The following is an 18,782-nucleotide window of genomic DNA, read 5'->3' as shown; positions in this document are numbered from 1 at the left end:
GAAGTTTGCCAGATGACGATATGGTTCGTGTTCGCGCTGATGACCGTCGCGGCGATATTCGCCGTGCTCTGGCCGCTCGGCCGTGGCGGGCGCGATCAAAGTCAGGGCAGCGAGGTCGCGGTCTACAAGGACCAACTGGCCGAGATCGAGCGTGATCTCACCGCAGGGCTGATCGCGGCACCGGAGGCCGAAGCCGCCCGTGTCGAGATCGGCCGTCGGCTGCTTGCCGCCGATAGCAGCGAGCCGGTGCTGGCGCCGGCATCCAATCTCAAATGGCGCCGTACAGCTGCGGTGCTGGCGCTGGTCGGCCTGCCGCTGGTGGCGATTGCGGTCTACGTTCCGCTCGGATCGCCGGCGCTTCGTGACTTTCCGCTGGCCGAGCGCGAGCGCGGGGCGGGCTCGGGCATGGCCCAATCGCTCGAGAACCTCGTCGTTCAGGTCCAGCAACACCTCGAGAAGAATCCGGCCGATGGCCGCGGCTGGAACGTGCTTGCGCCGGTGTTGGAGCGGCTCGGCCGCTTCGATGAGGCCGTGCGCGCCTACCGCAATTCGATCACCTATAACGGCGAGAGCGCGGAACGCAGGTCCGATCTCGGAGAAGCGATCGCAGCGGCTGCCGGTGGCGTGGTGACGGCGGAAGCCAAGACCGAGTTCGAGCGTGCCCACGCGCTGAACGCCGACGATCCGAAGGCGAACTACTTTCTCGGGCTCGCCGCCGAGCAGGACGGCCGCAAGGATGACGCTGCCAACATCTGGCGCGCGCTGCTGGCAAAGGCACCGGCCGATGCACCGTGGCGACCGCTGGTGCAGACCTCGCTCGCGCGGGTCGGCGGTGGCGGCGTGACGATGCCGGCCCTGTCGGACCAGACGATCGCGGCCTCCAAGGACATGAACGAGGGCGATCGCAATGCGATGATCCGCGGCATGGTCGAGCGTCTCGCCACGCGGCTCAAGCAGAACGGCGACGATGTCGAGGGTTGGTTGCGCCTGGTGCGCGCCTATCTGGTGATGGGCGATCGCGACAAGGCGGTTGGCGCCTCGACCGACGCCCGTCAGGCGGTCGCCAGGGATTCCGAGCGGCTGCGCCAGCTCAACGAAGGCCTCAAGACTCTCGGGCTCGACGGATGATTGTCGCAGCCCGGGAGGAGCGGAGAACGGATACGCCATGACGCGCAAGCAGCGACGTATGACCATCATCGGCGGCTCGCTCGCCGTTCTCGCGCTTGCCGCCGCGCTGGTGCTCAATGCCTTGCGCGACTCCATTGTGTTCTTCTCGACCCCGACCATGGTTGCCGAGAAGCACGTTCCGCCCGGCAAGCGCTTTCGCCTCGGCGGCCTGGTGCAGCCCGGCTCGCTCCAGCGCGGCGACAATCTCGCGGTGACGTTTGAAGTCGCCGACGGCGGCGCCAAGCTGCCCGTGGCCTACAAGGGCATCCTGCCCGATCTGTTCCGGGAGGGGCAGGGCGTCGTCGCCGAAGGCGCCCTCGATGCCGCCGGCGTGTTCAAGGCCGACACGGTGCTTGCCAAGCACGACGAGACCTACATGCCCAAGGATGTCGCCGATGCCCTCAAGAAGCAGGGGCACTGGAAGGACGATTACGGCGCCCAGGCAGCTGACAAAGCATCGGGCGGCCCCAAGCCGGCGGCGACGACGGCGCAGGGTAGTTCGCAGGGAGCGGTGCGGTGATCGCGGAAGCCGGACATTATGCGCTGGTGCTGGCGCTCGCGCTGGCGCTGATCCAGTCCTTCGTACCGGTGATCGGCGCGCGCCTGCGCGATCCCGCGCTGATGAACGTGGCGCGCTCCACCGCGCTGGCGCAGCTGCTGTTCGTCGGCGCGTCGTTCATCGCGCTCGTGACATTGCATGTGAACTCGGATTTCTCCGTCGCCAATGTCTACGAGAATTCGCATTCCATGAAGCCGCTGATCTACAAGATCACCGGCGTGTGGGGAAATCATGAAGGCTCGATGCTGCTCTGGGTGTCGATCCTGGCGCTGTTCGGCGGGCTGGTCGCGGCCTTCGGCAACAATCTGCCGCTGTCGCTGCGCGCGCATGTGCTCGCCGTCCAGGCCTGGATCGCGAGCGCGTTCTATCTCTTCATCCTGGTCACCTCGAATCCGTTCCTGCGCATCGTCAATCCGCCGATCGAGGGGCGCGATCTCAATCCGGTGCTTCAGGACATCGGCCTCGCCGTGCATCCGCCGATGCTCTATCTCGGCTATGTCGGTTTCTCGATCTCGTTCTCCTTTGCGATCGCGGCGCTGATCGAGGGGCGGATCGATGCGGCCTGGGCGCGCTGGGTGCGGCCGTGGACGCTGGTGGCCTGGATCTTCCTGACGCTCGGCATCGCGATGGGATCCTACTGGGCCTATTACGAGCTCGGCTGGGGCGGCTGGTGGTTCTGGGACCCGGTCGAGAACGCCTCCCTGATGCCGTGGCTCGCAGGCACCGCGCTGCTGCATTCGGCGCTGGTGATGGAGAAACGCAACGCGTTGAAGGTCTGGACCATCCTGCTCTCGATCCTGACCTTCTCGCTGTCGCTGCTCGGCACCTTCCTGGTGCGCTCGGGTGTCATCACCTCCGTGCACGCCTTCGCCAATGATCCGACCCGCGGCGTCTTCATCCTGCTGATCCTCTGCCTTTTCATCGGCGGCAGCCTGTCGCTGTTCGCGGGGCGTGCGACCTCGTTGAAGCAGGGCGGCCTGTTCGCGCCGATCTCGCGCGAGGGCGCGCTGGTGCTGAACAATCTGCTGCTCACGGTGGCCTGTGCGGTCGTGCTGTTCGGAACGCTCTATCCGCTGGCGATGGAGATGCTCGCCGACTTCAAGATGTCGGTCGGCGCACCCTTCTACAACCTCACTTTCGCCCCGCTGTTTGCCCTGCTGCTGCTCGCCGTGCCATTCGGCCCGATGCTGGCGTGGAAGCGCGGCGACCTGCTCGGCGTGACGCAGCGCCTGCTCGCGGCGGGCGTCGCAGGTCTCGTCATTGTCGCCCTCGTCTGGGCCTGGACACGTGGTGGCAGCGCGCTGGCGCCGCTCGCGATCGGACTTGGCGTCTTCGTCATCGCCGGCGCCGTCACCGACATCGTCGAGCGGACCGGTCTCGCTCGGCTGCCTTTCGCAACGGTGGTGCACCGCGCCCGCGGCCTGCCGCGTTCGGCCTGGGGCACCGCGTTTGCCCATGCCGGTCTCGGGGTGGCGCTGATCGGGATCGTCTGCGAGACCACCTGGAACAGCGAATATATCGCGACCATGAAGCCGAACGACGTCGCGCAGGTCGCCGGCTATGATCTGAAGCTCGACGGTCTGCTCGAGCGCCAGGGACCGAACTACCGCGAGATGATCGCGCAGTTCAACGTTAGCAGGGGCGGCGAAGCGCTCAGCGTCATGACGCCGTCGAAGCGCAGTTTCACCACGCGCGGGTCCTCGACGACCGAGGCCGCGCTGCTGACACGTGGCGCCAGCCAGCTCTACATCTCGCTCGGTGACGTCACGGCCGAGGGCGGCATCGCCGTGCGCATCTATCACAAGCCGATGGTGCTGATGATCTGGTGGGGGCCGGTGCTGATGGCGTTCGGCGGCATGCTGTCGCTGTCCGACCGAAGGCTGCGGGTGGGTGCGCCCAAGCCCGCGCGGGCCAAGCAACGCCTGCAGCCGGCGGAGTGAGCCGATGCGCCGGATGATGGCCGCGATCGTCGCGCTGATGCTGCTGTCTTTGCCTGCGGTGCACGCCGTGCAGCCCGACGAGATCATGTCCGACCCGGCGAAGGAAGCGCGCGCGCGCGAATTGTCGCGTGAGCTGCGCTGCATGGTCTGTCAGAACCAATCGATCGACGATTCCGACGCGCCGCTCGCGCGTGATCTGCGGCTTCTGGTGCGGGAGCGGATCGCGGCCGGCGACAGCAATGGCGAGGTGCTCGACTTCCTGGTCGCGCGGTACGGCGAGTTCGTCCTGCTGAAGCCGCGCTTCGAACGCCAGACCATCCTGTTGTGGTTGCTCGCGCCGCTGCTGCTTGCCGCCGGCGGCTTTGCGCTCTGGCGGCAAAATCGCCGCCGCTCCCAAAGCGGTGCAGAGGTACCGATGCCGCCGCTGACGTCGGACGAAGAGGCCCGGCTTGCCGCGTTGATGACGGACGAAGCCAAGTCTTCCTAGGCAAGTCCTCCTAGTGAAGTTCTGGCGACCCAAACCGCGTCAGTCTACGTAGTGATACGTACCCCGCCAGGCGCGGTTGCCCATTTCATGCTATATTGACCTTTGTCTGGAAGCTTGTCGCAAGATTTCATTCCAGGCGCTGAGTCTCCATGTTCACGAACAGCAATCTGACGATCCGCTTTCTGGTCGGCGCCGTCGTCGCTGCATTATTGTTCCTGCTGGGCATCGGAGGCGGTACCGGCTTCGTTGCGGTGCTGTATCTCAACAACGAGATCACCAGCCTGTCGTCCGACTTTGCCGCGCTGAGCGGTCCTGCGCGCGAGCACGCAATGCAGGTCTACCAGCAGGCACAAACGGCGTTCTCCTACTTCCTGGTCGCTTGTGGCGTGATCGCGGTTGTCGCCTTCGCGATCTGCCTCACCACCTGGTTTGCCGTGCGCAATGGCATCCTCCATCCGCTGGCGGCGATCGTGCATGCCATGCGCGAGGTCGCCGACCAGAAATTCGAGACGGTCGTGCCGGGCCTTGGCGGGACCAACGAGATCGGCCTGCTCGCCGGTGCGCTGGAAATATTCAAGACGGGCGGGATCGAGCGGCGCCGTCTGACCGAGCAGCAGCTGCACGAAGCGCAGCACCAGGCCGAGCGATCGAAATATCTCGACGCCCGGATCAGGAGTTTCAACGAGCTCGTCGCCAGCGTCGTCGACAGCGTGGCGTCGTCGGCGGTGCATTTGAAGCGCAACGCCGAGACGCTGTCGCAGACCGCCAACGACACCAGCACCAAGGCCAAGGCGGTTGCGAGCGGCGCCAGCCAGGCCAGCGCCAGCGTGCAGACGGTGGCAGGGTCGGCGGAGGAGATGACGACCTCGATCGGGACGATCAGCCGCCGCGTCACGGATGCGACCCAGCGGGCCGAGGGCGCGGCGACGCAGGCCGAGAAGAGCCGCGATACCATCCACACGCTGTCGGATGCCGCGGACAAGATCGGTGAGGTCGTGCAGCTGGTTCAGGCGATCGCATCGCAGACCAACCTTCTGGCGCTCAACGCCACGATCGAGGCGGCGCGGGCAGGGGAGGCGGGCAAGGGTTTTGCCGTCGTCGCCTCCGAAGTGAAGAGCCTGGCGCATCAGACCAGCAAGGCAACGGAGGAAATCACCTCGCACGTCGCCAGCATCCAGGGCATCACCGCGGAGACGCGCGGGGCGATCGACGCCATCTCGAAGACGCTGTCGGAGATCTCGTCGATCATGTCCGGCATCGAGGTCGACACCGCCCAACAGCGCACCGCCACGCAGGACATCAGCCGCAGCGTCCAGGACGCCGCGCGCGGGACGCTCGACGTGTCCAACCACATCGTCCAGATCACCTCGACCTCGGCCGAGACCGGCCGCATGGCGGCAGAAGCGCGGGACTCCGCCGTCGAGCTGTCGCAACAGGCCGAGACCCTCAAGCGCGAAGTCGACGAATTCATCATCAGCGTCAGGGCGAGCTGACGGGGCGGAAAGGGCGCGCTTTTTTGCGTATCGCCGGAACCCCGTTAAGTTCCTGCAAGAGCGTGGCTTTTGGCCTGCGATAAACCGCCGCATAGCGACGCGCTCTTTATTACGAAAGTTTAACCCCGCCGTCAGCGCGCGGTAAGGCGGCAGTCCCCATCTTCAGGTCCGTAAGGTGCCGCCATCGGGCACCGAAAGAATTCAAGGCCCTGGAGACCTCTGCATGACCGACCGTCCCGATCTCACGAACCTTCCGTCCTACCGGCAGCCCCGCCGGTCGGTGTTCTCAGCCCGCAAAATCGCGCTGCTGGCGTCGGTCGTCGCCGGCCTTGGTATCGCCGTCCATGGCTTCAGCCCGTCGACCTCGCCGGCCGACCTGTTCTCCAGCCCGGCGCATGCGCAGGTCAACAACGAGGTCAAGAAGGTCGAGCGTCCGATCGGTTTCGCCGACATCGTCGAACGGGTGAAGCCCTCGGTGATCTCGGTCAAGGTCAACATCAAGGAGAAGACCGCGAGCAACGACGACGGCGATGATTCCGCGTCGCCCTTCCAGCCGGGCTCGCCGATGGAGCGCTTCTTCCGCCGCTTCGGCGGTCCTGATGGCTTCCCGGGCCAGCGGGGCGGTCGTGGCCGCGTCGTGCAGGGCCAGGGCTCCGGCTTCTTCATTTCCGCCGACGGCTATGCCGTGACCAACAACCACGTGGTCGACGGCGCCGACAAGGTCGAGGTCACCACCGACGACGGCAAGACCTACAGCGCCAAGGTGATCGGCACCGACCAGCGCACCGACCTCGCGCTGATCAAGGTCGAGGGCGGCTCCAGCTTCCCGTTTGCCAAGCTTGCCGACGGCAAGCCGCGGATCGGTGATTGGGTGCTTGCGGTCGGCAACCCGTTCGGCCTCGGCGGCACCGTGACCGCCGGCATCGTCTCGGCCAGCGGCCGCGACATCGGCAACGGCCCGTATGACGATTTCATCCAGATCGACGCGCCCGTGAACAAGGGCAATTCCGGCGGTCCGGCCTTCAACACCGACGGCGAGGTAATGGGCGTCAACACCGCGATCTACTCGCCCTCGGGCGGCAGCGTCGGCATCGCGTTCTCGATTCCTGCGAACACCGTGAAGAGCGTGGTCGCCCAGCTCAAGGACAAGGGCTCGGTCAGCCGCGGTTGGATCGGCGTCCAGATCCAGCCGGTGACGTCAGACATCGCCGACAGCCTCGGCATGAAGAAGGCCGAAGGTGCGCTGGTGGCGGAGCCGCAGAAGGATGGTCCGGCGGCGAAGGCCGGCATCGAGTCGGGCGACGTGATCACCTCGGTCAACGGTGAATCGGTCAAGGACGCCCGCGAGCTTGCCCGCACCATCGGCGGCATGGCACCCGGCGCGTCCGTCAAGCTCAACGTCCTGCACAAGGGCCAGGACAAGGTCTTGAACCTCACCCTCGGCCAGCTGCCAAACACGGTCGAGGCCAAGGCCGACATCGACAACGACAGCGGCAAGAGCGCGAGCAAGGGCACCGATGTGCCGAAGCTCGGCATGACCGTTGCGCCCGCCAATTCGGTGGCCGGCGCCGGCAAGGACGGCGTCGTCGTCACCGAAGTCGACCCGAAAAGCGCTGCTGCCGAGCGCGGCTTCAAGGAGGGCGACGTGATTCTCGAGGTCGGCGGCAAGAGCGTGAGCACCGCCGGCGACGTCCGCGACGCCATCAATACGGCGCGGACCGACAACAAGAACAGTGTCCTGATGCGCGTGAAGAGCGGCGGCCAGTCGCGCTTCGTCGCGGTGCCCATCGCCAAAGGCTGACGTCAAGGGCTGAGCCCGCAGGAGACGAACGAGATGAAGGGTGTCGCCGGCATCAGTCGCCCCCGCCGACGGCGCCCTTCCGGGGAGCAGCGCAACGCTCGCTCCCCACACCTACCTTCCGGTGGAAATACGCCCCCCTCCGTCGGAAGGCCTAGGGCGGTGAGGTCCCCCCAGCTTCACCGCCCGCCTTTTTCCCCGCCCAGAGTCCCATTCGCTTGGCTTGCATGCGATTGCCGCTCGCGCCATGTTTAGAGAAGGTTGACCTCCTTGACCGCCGCTGAACGCACGATGCGCCTGCTCATCATCGAAGACGACCGCGAATCCGCCGACTATCTCGTGAAGGCGTTTCGCGAGGTCGGACACATTGCCGACCACGCCGCCGACGGCGAGGAGGGTCTCGCCATGGCCGAGAGTGGCGATTACGACGTGCTGGTGGTCGATCGCATGCTGCCCAAGCGCGACGGCCTGTCGCTGATCGGCGCGCTGCGCGACAAGGGCGACACGACGCCGGTGCTGATTCTCTCCGCGCTCGGGCAGGTCGACGACCGCATCAAGGGCCTGCGCGCCGGCGGCGACGATTATCTGCCAAAACCCTATTCCTTTGCCGAGCTTCTCGCCCGCGTCGAGGTGCTGTCGCGGCGCCGGGGCGGACCTGCCGAGGACACGCTCTACCGTGTCGGCGACCTCGAGCTCGACCGGCTCTCGCACCGCGTCGCCCGCGGCAAGGACGAGCTGACGCTGCAGCCGCGCGAATTCCGTCTGCTCGAATACCTCATGAAGCACGCAGGCCAGGTGGTGACGCGCACCATGCTGCTGGAGAACGTCTGGGACTACCATTTCGATCCGCAGACCAACGTGATCGACGTGCACATTTCGCGGCTGCGCTCCAAGATCGACAAGGGATTCGAGCGGCCGCTGCTGCACACGATCCGCGGCGCCGGGTACATGATCCGTGACGGCATTCGGTAAACTCGTCCGCACCACGGCGTTCCGGCTGACGCTGGTCTATCTGCTGCTGTTCGCGATGTTCGCGGCCTCGCTGCTCGGCTATTTCGCCTGGAATACGCGGCGGCTGATCACCGAGGAAATCACCCAGACGGTGAACGCGGAGACCTCGGAGATCAACGTGATCTATGATCGCCGCGGCTTGGTCGGCCTCGCACGCACGATCGAGTACCGGTCATTGCGGCCTGGCGCCAATCTCTACCTCGTCACCTCGCCCACGGGCCAGGCGATCGCGGGCAATGTCGGCTCGCTGGCACCGGGCGTGATGGCGACCATTGGCTGGTCCGAGACCGCCTATCGGCGGATCGAGGATACGGATGACCGCGACCATCGTGCGCTCGTTCGCGTCACCGAATTGGAAAATGGCTTCCGCCTCTTGATCGGCCGCGATCTCGCCGAGCGGCGGCGCCTGTTCGTCATCGTCGCCAAGGCCGCGCAATGGTCGATCCTGATCGTGGTCGTGCTCGGCCTCGGCGGCGGCGTCTTCGTCGCGCGCAGGGTGCTGACGCGCATCGATGCGATGAGCGGCACCGCACATCGGATCATGACCGGCGACCTCAGCGAGCGCCTGCCGGTTGGCCGCAGCGGTGACGAGCTCGATCGTCTCGCCGAGAACCTCAACGCCATGCTGGAGCGGATCGAGGCGCTGATGGCGGGGCTGAAGGAGGTCTCCGACAACATCGCCCACGACCTCAAGACGCCGCTGACGCGCCTGCGCAACCGTGCCGAGGAGGCGCTGGCGAAATCCGGTTGCGAGGCTGACTATCGCGCCGCGCTGGAGCGGACCATCGAGGAATCCGACGGGCTGATCCGCACCTTCAACGCGCTGTTGATGATCGCGCGTGCCGAGTCCGGCCAGGCGCGCGGCAACATGGATGATTTCGATGCAGCCGAGGTCGCAGGCGGCATCCACGAACTCTACGAGCCGCTCGCGGAAGAAGACGGCATGACCTTGAAGGTCAGGTGCGAGCCCACGCCGGTTCACGCCAATCGCGAATTGATCAGCCAGGCGCTGGCCAATCTCGTCGAGAATGCGATCAAGTACGGCAAGCCGGTCGCACAGACGGGCGGAACCGTGGTCAGCATGGACTCCAGGCAGATCACGATCGAGGCGAAGCGGGAGGGCGATCAGGTGCTGCTCAGCGTCACCGATCGCGGTCCCGGCATCCCCGAAGCCGACCGCAAGCATGCGGTCGAGCGATTCGTGCGCCTGGAAGCCAGCCGCACGCTGCCGGGCTCCGGCCTCGGCCTCAGTCTCGCCTCGGCGGTTGCGACATTGCATGGTGGCGAATTGCGGCTGGGCGATGCCCAGCCCGGTCTTGTCGCCACGCTGGTGCTACCGGCCCGGGCCGCCGCCGGCGACAGGGTTGCTCCGCCAACGCCGGATGTGCCACAGAAGGTGGCATGAACCAATCCGCGCCGGGAAACGCGGGCAAGCATGGTGAGAGCCTCGCCGCGCGCTTCGCGGAGGCTCCCCATATTGTCGCTTCCAGATCAGACGAACGACGTTTCGAGGGCTGGCTGGCCGAGCTCGAGCCGGCACATCAGGCCCGTCTGGAAACCCTGCTGGTGCATCCTTTTGCCCGCGACATTCTCGCCGGGATCGCGGAATTCTCGCCTTATTTGTTCGACCTGGCGCGCGCCGATCCGCAGCGCCTGATCCGGCTGCTCGAATGCGATCCGGATGCGCATCTGGCGGCGCTGATCGCCGAGGCGCGGGGCGCGGTGCTCGCGGCAACTGACGAAGCCGAGGTGATGCGCCTGCTTCGCCGCATGAAGGCGGAGGCCGCGCTCCTGACCGCGCTCTGCGACATCGGCGGCGTCTGGCCGGTGATGCGGGTGACGGCGGCGCTGACCGACGTCGCGGTGTCCTCGGTGCAGGCGGCGCTGCAATATCTGCTGCGGCAGGAAGCCGCACGCGGCAAGCTCTCCCCGCCCAATCCCGAGGCGCCCGAACAAGGCTGCGGCCTGATCGTGCTCGCCATGGGCAAGATGGGCGCGGGCGAGTTGAATTATTCCAGCGACATCGATCTCATCGTGTTCTTCGATCCCGATGCGACGACGCTCGCCCCCGACATCGAGCCGCAGCCGTTCTTCGTCCGGGTGACGCAGGGCATGGCGCGCATCCTCCAGCAGCGCACCTATGACGGCTATGTCTTCCGTGTCGATCTGCGCCTGCGACCGGATCCGTCCTCGACGCAGGTCGCGATCTCCCGCGACGCCGCGCTGCATTACTACGAGCGGGAAGGGCGCACCTGGGAGCGGGCCGCGATGATCAAGGCGCGTGCTTGCGCCGGCGATGCCAAAGCGGGCGAGGCATTGCTTGCCGAGATCGCGCCCTTCGTCTGGCGCAAGCACCTCGATTTCGCCGCGCTCGCCGACGTGCACGACATGAAGCGGCAGATGCAGACCTATCGCGGCCAGAGCGAGATCGCGGTCGAGGGCCACAACGTCAAGGTCGGCCGCGGCGGCATCCGCGAGATCGAATTCTTCGCCCAGACCCAGCAACTAATCGCCGGCGGCCGCCATCCGGAATTGCGGGTGCGGCCGACGCTGGCAGCGTTGAACATCCTCGCCTCCAGCAATTGGATCACCTCTGCGGCGCGCGACGAGCTGACCACGGCCTATGAATTCCTGCGGCGCGTCGAGCACCGTCTCCAGATGATCGCCGACGAGCAGACCCATGCGCTGCCCGAGGACAGGGAGGCGGTCGAGCGCTTTGCGCGCTTCTTCGGCTATCCCGATCGCGAAGCCTTTGCCCGCGACCTGCTGCGCCAGCTCGAAATCGTCCAGGGCCACTATGAAAAACTGTTCGAGGGCGACGATCCGACCGGCACGGCAAGCCTGCCGGCGCTCGACTACAGTGCGGGTCCCGACGATCCGCGCCTGCTCCAGCGCCTTTCGGCGCTCGGCTTCAAGAAGCCTGCCGCCGTCGCGCAGACCTTGCGCGACTGGATCACCGGCGACTATCGCGTGTTCCGCGTCGCGGCCACGCGCAACGCCTTCGTCGAGTTCGTGCCGGCCCTGATCGACGGCCTCGCTCATGCCGAAGAGCCGGATCGCGCCGTCGTCGCGTTCGACCATTTCCTCAGGGCGCTCCAGCGCGGCGGGCGGCTGATCACGCTGCTCGGCCAGAACCGCGATCTCGTCGCGCTCGTTGCGCTCGTGCTTGGCGCGGCCCCCCGGCTCGGCGAGATGCTGGCGCGGCAGCCGCAGCTGATGGATGGCCTGATCGATCCGCGCTTCTTTGGTGCCATGCCGGATCGTCGGGAATTGTCGGCGCGGCTCGCGGCGACGGTGCAGGACGCGGGCTCCTACGAGGAGTTCCTGGATCGCCTGCGGCTGTTCGGGCAGGAGAGCCTGTTCCTGATCGGCACGCGCATCCTGTCCGGCACCGTTTCGGCGCAGCAGGCGAGCACGGCCTTTGCCGACGTCGCCGAGGGCATCGTCCACACCGTGCACGGCCTCGTCGCCGACCGCTTTGCCGCCCAACACGGGCGGATCAAGGGCCAGGAGACCGCCATCGTCGCGATGGGGCGGCTCGGCAGCCGCGAGATGACGGCGTCGTCCGATCTCGATCTGATCCTGCTCTACGATTTCGACAGCGACGTCCCGGACTCCGATGGTCAGAAGTCGCTCCATGGCGCGCATTACTTCGCGCGCTTCACCCAGCGCCTGATCAGTGCCTTCACCACGCGGACCAATTACGGCGTGCTCTACGAGATCGACATGCGGCTGCGGCCTTCGGGGCGCGCAGGTCCTGTCGCGTCGAGCCTCGTCTCCTTCGCGGACTACCAGGCCGTTGAGGCCTGGACCTGGGAGCATATGGCGTTGACGCGCGCGCGCGTGGTGTCGGCATCGCCCGAATTCGCCGCGCGGATCGAGCGCATCATCCGCGAGGTCCTGACCCGCCGTCGCGACCGCACCGTCATCGCCAGCGACGTCGCCGACATGCGGCGCGCGATCGCGCAGGAGAAGGGCGAGACCGACTATTGGGATCTGAAATATGCCTCGGGCGGCATGGTCGACATCGATTTCATCGCGCAATATCTCCAGCTCGCTTACGCCCATGACAAGCCCGAGATTCTCGACGTCTCTACGTTGCAGGTGCTGGAAAATGCATGCAGGCTCGGCGTGATCGGGCAACCTGAAACCGAAATTCTGCGCGCCGCCGCGCGGCTCTATCACGATTTGACGCAGATTCTCCGTCTTTGCGTCAGCGAGCGATTCAAGCCCGAAACCGCCGGCACCGATCTCCAGCGCGTGATGGCGCGCGCCGGCGATGCGCCGGACTTCTCCTCGCTGGAGGCGCGGGTGAAGGAGACCCAGAGCGAGGTGCGGCGGGTGTTCACTGCGCTCCTGGAAGGGAAGTCGCCTGCTTGAGCGAGGTCAGCGCTTCGAGCACGTTCGGCTCGAGGCCGGCGCCGCCGGCCTCGATATGGGCGAAGATCGCGCGCTTCATCCGGGGATCCCAGAACTTCTTGATGTGCTCGGCGATCCCGGGCACCGCCTTGTCGTGGCCCTGGCTGCGGAAGAACGTGCCGATCTGGTTGGCCATGTAGACGAGGCGGTCAGGCGACGACATCGATGATCTCCGGAGCATGATGAGCCGAGATGCGGCCCTGGTGCGTGAACATTTCAAAGCCGTCGCTGCGGGCAATTGCAATCAGCGTGATGCCGGCCGCAGCGGCGGTGCGGATCGCGAGCGCGGTGGGCGCGGAGACCGCGACCAGCACGGGCGCGCCGATGGCGGCCGTCTTCTGCACCATCTCGACCGAGACGCGGCTCGTCAGCAGCACCATGCCGGCGCTTGCGTCGGTGCGGCTGCGCGCCAGCGCGCCCGCGAGCTTGTCGAGGGCGTTATGGCGGCCGACGTCTTCGCGCAAGGCGGCAACGCCATTCGACGGCGACCAGAAGGCTGCGGCATGGACCGCGCGGGTCTGCATGTTGATCGATTGCAGCGGCGCGATCGCCTGCATCGCCGTCATGACCTGCTGCGCCGTGAAGGTCTGTCCGTGCGGGACGACCGCCGCCGGCTTCACGGCCGCGGCAATGGAGTCGATCCCGCAGATGCCGCAGCCGGTCGGGCCTGCGATATGGCGACGGCGCTCGTTGATGCGCGCGGCCTCATCCGGCGCCAGCCACATGCGCAGCTCGATGCCGTCGTCGAGCCTGACAACATCGAGCGACTTGACGTCGTCGACCGATCTGACAATGCCCTCGTCCAGGCTGAAGCCGACGGCAAAATCTTCCAGATTCTGCGGCGTTCCCATCATCACGGCATAGGTGCCGCCATTGTAGGTCAGCGCCAGCGGCGTCTCCTCCGGGATCAGCCGCGCGCCTTCCGAGGCGACACCGTCGCGCCAGATCTCCCGGTCGATGGCCTGCACCGGCACGTGCATGGCGCTACTCCGCGGCCTCGGCCGGCGCGATGCGGCGGGATTGCCGCGCCTGCGCGTCATACGCCTTCTGCCAGTCTGAGGGACCGTTCGAGGGCGAGACCTGCACCGCCGTGACCTTGTATTCGGGGCAGTTGGTCGCCCAGTCCGAATAGTCGGTCGTGATGACGTTGGCCTGCGTGTCCGGGTGGTGGAAAGTGGTGTAGACGACGCCGGGCGCGACGCGGTCGGTGATCTCCGCGCGCAGCGTGGTTTCGCCGGCGCGGCTCTTCAGCCGCACCCAGTCGCCGTCGCGCACGCCGCGCTGCTCGGCATCGTGTGGGTGGATCTCCAGCCTGTCCTCGGCATGCCAGACCACGTTCTCGGTCCGCCGCGTCTGGGCGCCGACATTGTACTGGCTGAGGATGCGCCCCGTGGTGAGCAGCAGCGGATAGCGCGGACCGGTGCGCTCGTCGGTCGCGACATATTCGGTGACGACGAACTTGCCTTTGCCGCGGACGAAGCCGTCGATATGCATCACCGGCGTGCCCTCGGGCGCCTTCTCGTTGCACGGCCACTGCACCGAGCCGAGCTCGTCGAGCTTGGCGTAGGAGACGCCGGCGAAGGTCGGCGTCAGTGCCGCGATCTCGTCCATGATCTCCGACGGGTGGCTGTACTTCATTTCGAAGCCCATCGCCTTGGCAAGGCCGATGGTCACCTCCCAGTCGGCGAGGCCGTTCTTCGGCGTCATCACCTTGCGCACGCGCTGGATGCGGCGCTCGGCATTGGTGAAGGTGCCGTCTTTCTCCAGGAAGCTCGAACCGGGCAGGAAGACGTGGGCGTAGTTCGCGGTCTCGTTCAGGAAGAGGTCGTGAACGATGACGCATTCCATCGCCGACAGCGCCGCCACCACGTGGCTGGTGTTGGGATCGGACTGGAGGATGTCCTCGCCCTGGACGTAGAGACCCATGAAGGTGCCTTCGACCGCGGCGTCGAACATGTTCGGGATGCGCAGGCCGGGCTCGGGGTTGAGCTTGACGTTCCACAGCGCCTCGAACTGGTCGCGGACGGCCTCGCCCGAGATGTGGCGGTAGCCGGGCAATTCGTGCGGGAACGAGCCCATGTCGCAAGAGCCCTGCACGTTGTTCTGACCGCGGAGCGGGTTCACGCCGACGCCGGGACGGCCGACATTGCCGGTCGCCATCGCGAGATTGGCGATCGCGATCACGGTGGTCGAGCCCTGGCTGTGCTCGGTGACGCCGAGGCCGTAATAGATCGCGCCGTTGCCGCCGGTGGCGTAGACGCGGGCAGCTTCGCGCAGATCGCTGGGATCGACGCCGGTGAGGATCGCGGTCGCTTCCGGGCTGTTGTTCGGCTGGGCGACGAACGCCGCCCATTCCTCGAACTCGCTCCAGTCGCAGCGTTCGCGCACGAAGGCCTCATTGACGAGGCCTTCGGTGACGATGACATGCGCCAGCGCGGTCATGACCGCGACATTGGTGCCGGGCATCAGGGGCAGGTGCAGCGCCTTCACATGCGGCGATTCCACCATCTCGGTCCGGCGCGGATCGATCACGATCAGTCTTGCACCTTGGCGCAGCCGCTTCTTCAAGCGCGAAGCAAACACGGGGTGAGCTGAAGCGGGATTTGCCCCGATGACGACGACGACGTCGGTATGCTCGACCGAGTCGAAATCCTGCGTGCCGGCGGAGGTGCCGAAGGTGGTGGCAAGGCCGTAACCGGTCGGCGAGTGGCAGACGCGGGCGCAGGTGTCGACATTGTTGTTGCCGAAGCCGGCGCGGATCAGCTTCTGCACCAGGTAGGTCTCTTCATTGGTGCAGCGCGACGAGGTGATGCCGCCGATGGCATCGCGGCCGTACTTTGTCTGGATGCCGCGCATCCTGGCGGCGGCAAACGAGAACGCTTCGTCCCAGGACACCTCTTTCCAGGGATCCTCGATCCGCTCGCGGATCATGGGTTTAAGGATACGCTCCTTGTGGTTGGTGTAACCCCAGGCGAAGCGGCCCTTGACGCAGGAATGGCCGCGATTGGCCTTGCCGTCCTTGTAGGGCACCATGCGCACGACTTCCTCGCCGCGCATTTCCGCCTTGAAGGCGCAGCCGACGCCGCAATAGGCGCAGGTGGTGACGACCGAGTGCTCGGGCTGGCCGATCTCGATCACGGACTTTTCCGTCAGCGTTGCGGTCGGGCAGGCCTGCACGCAGGCGCCGCAGGAGACGCATTCGGAACCCAGGAAGCTCTCGTTCATGCCGGGCGAGACGCGGCTGTCGAAGCCGCGGCCGGAGATGGTCAGCGCGAAGGTGCCCTGCACCTCCTCGCAGGCGCGGACGCAGCGCGAGCAGACGATACACTTGGAGGGATCATAGGTGAAGTACGGGTTGGACTCGTCCTTCGGCATCCAGTGGTCGTTGTCGCGGCCATGGGTCTTGGCGAAGACATGGTTCTCGCCTTCGTAGCCGTAGCGGACGTCGCGCAGGCCGACGGCGCCGGCCATGTCCTGCAATTCGCAATCGCCGTTGGCGCCGCAGGTGAGGCAGTCGAGCGGATGGTCGGAGATGTAAAGCTCCATCACGCCCTTGCGCAGCTTCTTCAACCGCTCGGTCTGGGTGTGCACGACGAGGCCGTTCATCACGGGCGTGGTGCACGAGGCCGGCGTGCCGGCGCGGCCTTCGATCTCGACGAGGCAGAGCCGGCAGGAGCCGAATGCGTCGACCATATCGGTGGCGCAGAGCTTCGGGATCTGGTGGCCGGCATCCATTGCCGCGCGCATGATCGAGGTCCCCTCGGGCACCGTGACCTGATTGCCGTCGATGGTCAGCGTGACCATCGTTTCCGATTTGGAAGCCGGCGTGCCGTAGTCGATTTCTTCGATCAGAGACATCGTCGTTCTCCTATTCCGCGGCCTGAAGCGTGGTCGGGATGGGGGCGAAATCCTCCCGGAAGTGCTTCAAGGCGCTGAGCACGGGGTAGGGCGTGAAACCGCCGAGTGCGCAGAGCGAGCCGAGTTTCATGGTGTTGCAGAGGTCCTCGACGAGCGCGAGATTCTCGCTCACGCGTTCGCCATTGATGATCTTCTCGATGGTCTCGACGCCGCGGGTCGAGCCGATCCGGCAGGGCGTGCACTTGCCGCAGGACTCGATCGCGCAGAACTCCATCGCGAAACGCGCCTGTCGGCGCATGTCGACGCTGTCGTCGAACACGACGATGCCGCCATGGCCGATCAGGCCGTCGCGCGCCGCAAAGGCCTCGTAGTCGAACGGGGTGTCGAACAGTGCGCGCGGGAAGTAGGCGCCAAGCGGCCCGCCGACCTGCACCGCTCGGACGGGGCGGCCGGTGAACGTGCCGCCGCCGATATCGTCGACGAGCTCGCCGAGCGTCACGCCGAAGGCAGTCTCGAACAGCCCGCCGTAGCGGAGATTGCCGGCGAGCTGGATCGGCATCGTGCCGCGCGAGCGGCCCATGCCGAAATCCGCATAGGTCTTGGCGCCCTCGGCGAGGATGAAGGGAATGGCGGCGAACGACAGCACGTTGTTGATGACCGTTGGCTTGCCGAACAGGCCGCGATGCGCCGGCAGCGGCGGCTTGGCGCGCACGATGCCGCGACGTCCTTCGAGGCTCTCCAGCAGCGAGGTCTCTTCGCCGCAGACGTAGGCTCCAGCACCGACGCGGACTTCCATGTCGAAGCTATGGGCGGAGCCGCCGATCCTGTCGCCGAGACAGCCGCCGCGCCGCGCCGCGACGATAGCGGCATTCATCGCTTCGACCGCGTGCGGGTATTCGCTGCGGATGTAGATGTAGCCCTTGGTCGCGCCGACCGTGATGCCGGCGATCGTCATGCCTTCGATGACGAGGAAGGGATCGCCTTCCATGATCATGCGGTCGGCAAAAGTGCCGCTGTCGCCTTCGTCGGCATTGCAGACGATGAACTTGCGGTCGGCCTTGGCCTGGGTGACCGTCTTCCACTTGATGCCGGTCGGAAAGCCCGCGCCGCCACGGCCGCGCAGGCCGGATGTCGTCACCTCGTTCAGGATCGCCTCGGAGCCGAGCGAGAGCGCGCGCTCAAAACCCTTGTAGCCGCCATGAGCGCGGTAGTCGTCGAGCGAGCGCGGGTCGATCACGCCGCAGCGGGCGAAGGTGAGACGGGTCTGGCGCTTCAGCCAGGGGATCTCCTCCGCGACGCCGAGCCGCAGCGCGTGCGGCCCGTCGCTCGCCATCGACTCGAGCACGGAGGCGACGTCCTCCGTGCTCACCGGGCCGTATGCGATCCGGCCTCCCGGTGTCGCGACCTCGACCATCGGCTCCAGCCAGCAGAGCCCGCGTGACCCGGTCCTGATGATCTCGACCGGCAGGCCGCGCTTTGCCGCGACCTGCTCGAACGCCATGGCAATCTCGTCGGCGCCGACGGCGAGGGCAGCGGCATCACGGGGAATGAAGATCTTCATGCTCATCGCTGCGCCTCCGCGACCAATGCATCGATGCGCGTCTCGTCGAGCCGGCCAATGAGGCGGCCATCGAGCATCGCGGACGGCGCGGTCGCACACAATCCGAGGCAGTAAATCGGCTCCAGCGTGACACGATCATCCGCGGTGGTGTTGCCGAGCGTGACGCCAAGCTTCGCCTCGGCGCGCGCCGCCAGCGCATCGCCGCCGGCGGCCTGGCAGGCCTCGGCGCGGCACAGCTTCAGCACGTGGCGGCCGGCCGGCTTGTGGCGGAAGTCATGGTAAAAGGTGAAGACGCCATGGACCTCGGCGCGCGACAGATTGAGCGCCTGCGCCACCATCGGAATCGCTGCCTCCGGCACGTAGCCGAACGCCTCCTGGAGCGCGTGGAGGATGACGAGCGTCGCGCCCTCCTGGCTTGCGTGCTCGGCGATGATCTCCATGCCGCGCGTCTCGTCCCAAAGCTCGAAAACCGCTGTCATTCTTCATTCT

Annotated in this window: 14 protein-coding genes; 9 read left to right on the top strand and 5 right to left on the bottom strand. The window is 66.4% G+C overall.

The annotated features are described in order from the left end of the window. Positions 1–12: 12 nt before the first annotated feature. From ccmI to G8O24_RS11425, 9 genes are all read left to right on the top strand, one after another. Positions 13–1,128 carry a c-type cytochrome biogenesis protein CcmI gene (ccmI, locus tag G8O24_RS11465; RefSeq protein WP_188099225.1) on the top strand — a complete coding sequence of 372 codons (1,116 nt, stop codon included), beginning with the start codon at positions 13–15 and terminating at the stop codon, positions 1,126–1,128. A gap of 37 nt (positions 1,129–1,165) precedes the next feature. Continuing rightward, positions 1,166–1,687 carry a cytochrome c maturation protein CcmE gene (ccmE, locus tag G8O24_RS11460; RefSeq protein ID WP_188099223.1) on the top strand — a complete coding sequence of 174 codons (522 nt, stop codon included), beginning with the start codon at positions 1,166–1,168 and terminating at the stop codon, positions 1,685–1,687. Further along, positions 1,684–3,666 carry a heme lyase CcmF/NrfE family subunit gene (locus tag G8O24_RS11455; protein ID WP_188099221.1) on the top strand — a complete coding sequence of 661 codons (1,983 nt, stop codon included), beginning with the start codon at positions 1,684–1,686 and terminating at the stop codon, positions 3,664–3,666. Before ccmE ends, G8O24_RS11455 begins: the two co-directional genes overlap by 4 nt. Before the next feature lie 4 nt (positions 3,667–3,670). Next, a complete protein-coding gene (locus G8O24_RS11450) occupies positions 3,671–4,153 on the top strand; it encodes a cytochrome c-type biogenesis protein (RefSeq protein WP_188099220.1) in 483 nt (160 codons plus the stop codon). A 149-nt stretch (positions 4,154–4,302) separates the two neighbouring features. After that, complete coding sequence (locus G8O24_RS11445; protein ID WP_188099218.1) at positions 4,303–5,646, top strand: methyl-accepting chemotaxis protein; 1,344 nt, start codon at positions 4,303–4,305, stop codon at positions 5,644–5,646. A 223-nt stretch (positions 5,647–5,869) separates the two neighbouring features. Further along, a complete protein-coding gene (locus G8O24_RS11440; protein ID WP_188099216.1) occupies positions 5,870–7,447 on the top strand; it encodes a Do family serine endopeptidase in 1,578 nt (525 codons plus the stop codon). Positions 7,448–7,735: 288 nt separating this feature from the next. After that, positions 7,736–8,416 (top strand): response regulator transcription factor, encoded by a 681-nt coding sequence (locus G8O24_RS11435; RefSeq protein WP_188099318.1) that lies wholly within the window; start codon positions 7,736–7,738, stop codon positions 8,414–8,416. Then, positions 8,400–9,860, top strand: coding sequence for a sensor histidine kinase (locus tag G8O24_RS11430; RefSeq protein ID WP_188099214.1), 1,461 nt, complete (start codon positions 8,400–8,402; stop codon positions 9,858–9,860). Before G8O24_RS11435 ends, G8O24_RS11430 begins: the two co-directional genes overlap by 17 nt. Continuing rightward, a complete protein-coding gene (locus G8O24_RS11425; protein ID WP_188099212.1) occupies positions 9,857–12,835 on the top strand; it encodes a bifunctional [glutamine synthetase] adenylyltransferase/[glutamine synthetase]-adenylyl-L-tyrosine phosphorylase in 2,979 nt (992 codons plus the stop codon). Before G8O24_RS11430 ends, G8O24_RS11425 begins: the two co-directional genes overlap by 4 nt. Here G8O24_RS11425 and G8O24_RS11420 read toward each other — a convergent pair. From G8O24_RS11420 to G8O24_RS11400, 5 genes are read right to left on the bottom strand one after another with little or no spacing between them, the layout of a single operon-like run. Beyond that, positions 12,801–13,037, bottom strand: coding sequence for a formate dehydrogenase subunit delta (locus tag G8O24_RS11420; protein ID WP_188099209.1), 237 nt, complete (start codon positions 13,035–13,037; stop codon positions 12,801–12,803). The two genes, G8O24_RS11425 and G8O24_RS11420, sit on opposite strands and share 35 nt — an antisense overlap. Then, entirely contained in the window at positions 13,024–13,854 is an 831-nt protein-coding gene (fdhD, locus tag G8O24_RS11415; RefSeq protein WP_188099207.1) for a formate dehydrogenase accessory sulfurtransferase FdhD, read from the bottom strand. The genes G8O24_RS11420 and fdhD overlap by 14 nt, the downstream gene beginning before the upstream one ends. A 4-nt stretch (positions 13,855–13,858) precedes the next feature. Beyond that, entirely contained in the window at positions 13,859–16,732 is a 2,874-nt protein-coding gene (gene fdhF / locus G8O24_RS11410; RefSeq protein ID WP_188099205.1) for a formate dehydrogenase subunit alpha, read from the bottom strand. A 10-nt stretch (positions 16,733–16,742) separates the two neighbouring features. After that, complete coding sequence (locus tag G8O24_RS11405) at positions 16,743–18,299, bottom strand: formate dehydrogenase beta subunit (protein ID WP_188099203.1); 1,557 nt, start codon at positions 18,297–18,299, stop codon at positions 16,743–16,745. Beyond that, the gene (locus G8O24_RS11400) at positions 18,296–18,772 is read right to left on the bottom strand and encodes a formate dehydrogenase subunit gamma (RefSeq protein WP_188099201.1); all 477 of its coding nucleotides are present in this window, start codon (positions 18,770–18,772) and stop codon (positions 18,296–18,298) included. Before G8O24_RS11400 ends, G8O24_RS11405 begins: the two co-directional genes overlap by 4 nt. Positions 18,773–18,782 lie beyond the last annotated feature (10 nt).

The sequence above is a fragment of the Bradyrhizobium campsiandrae genome (assembly GCF_014529705.1).
Classification (GTDB): domain Bacteria; phylum Pseudomonadota; class Alphaproteobacteria; order Rhizobiales; family Xanthobacteraceae; genus Bradyrhizobium; species Bradyrhizobium campsiandrae.
The sequence above is the reverse complement of the archived record's forward strand: the minus strand, read 5'-3'. Positions and strand labels throughout refer to the sequence as shown.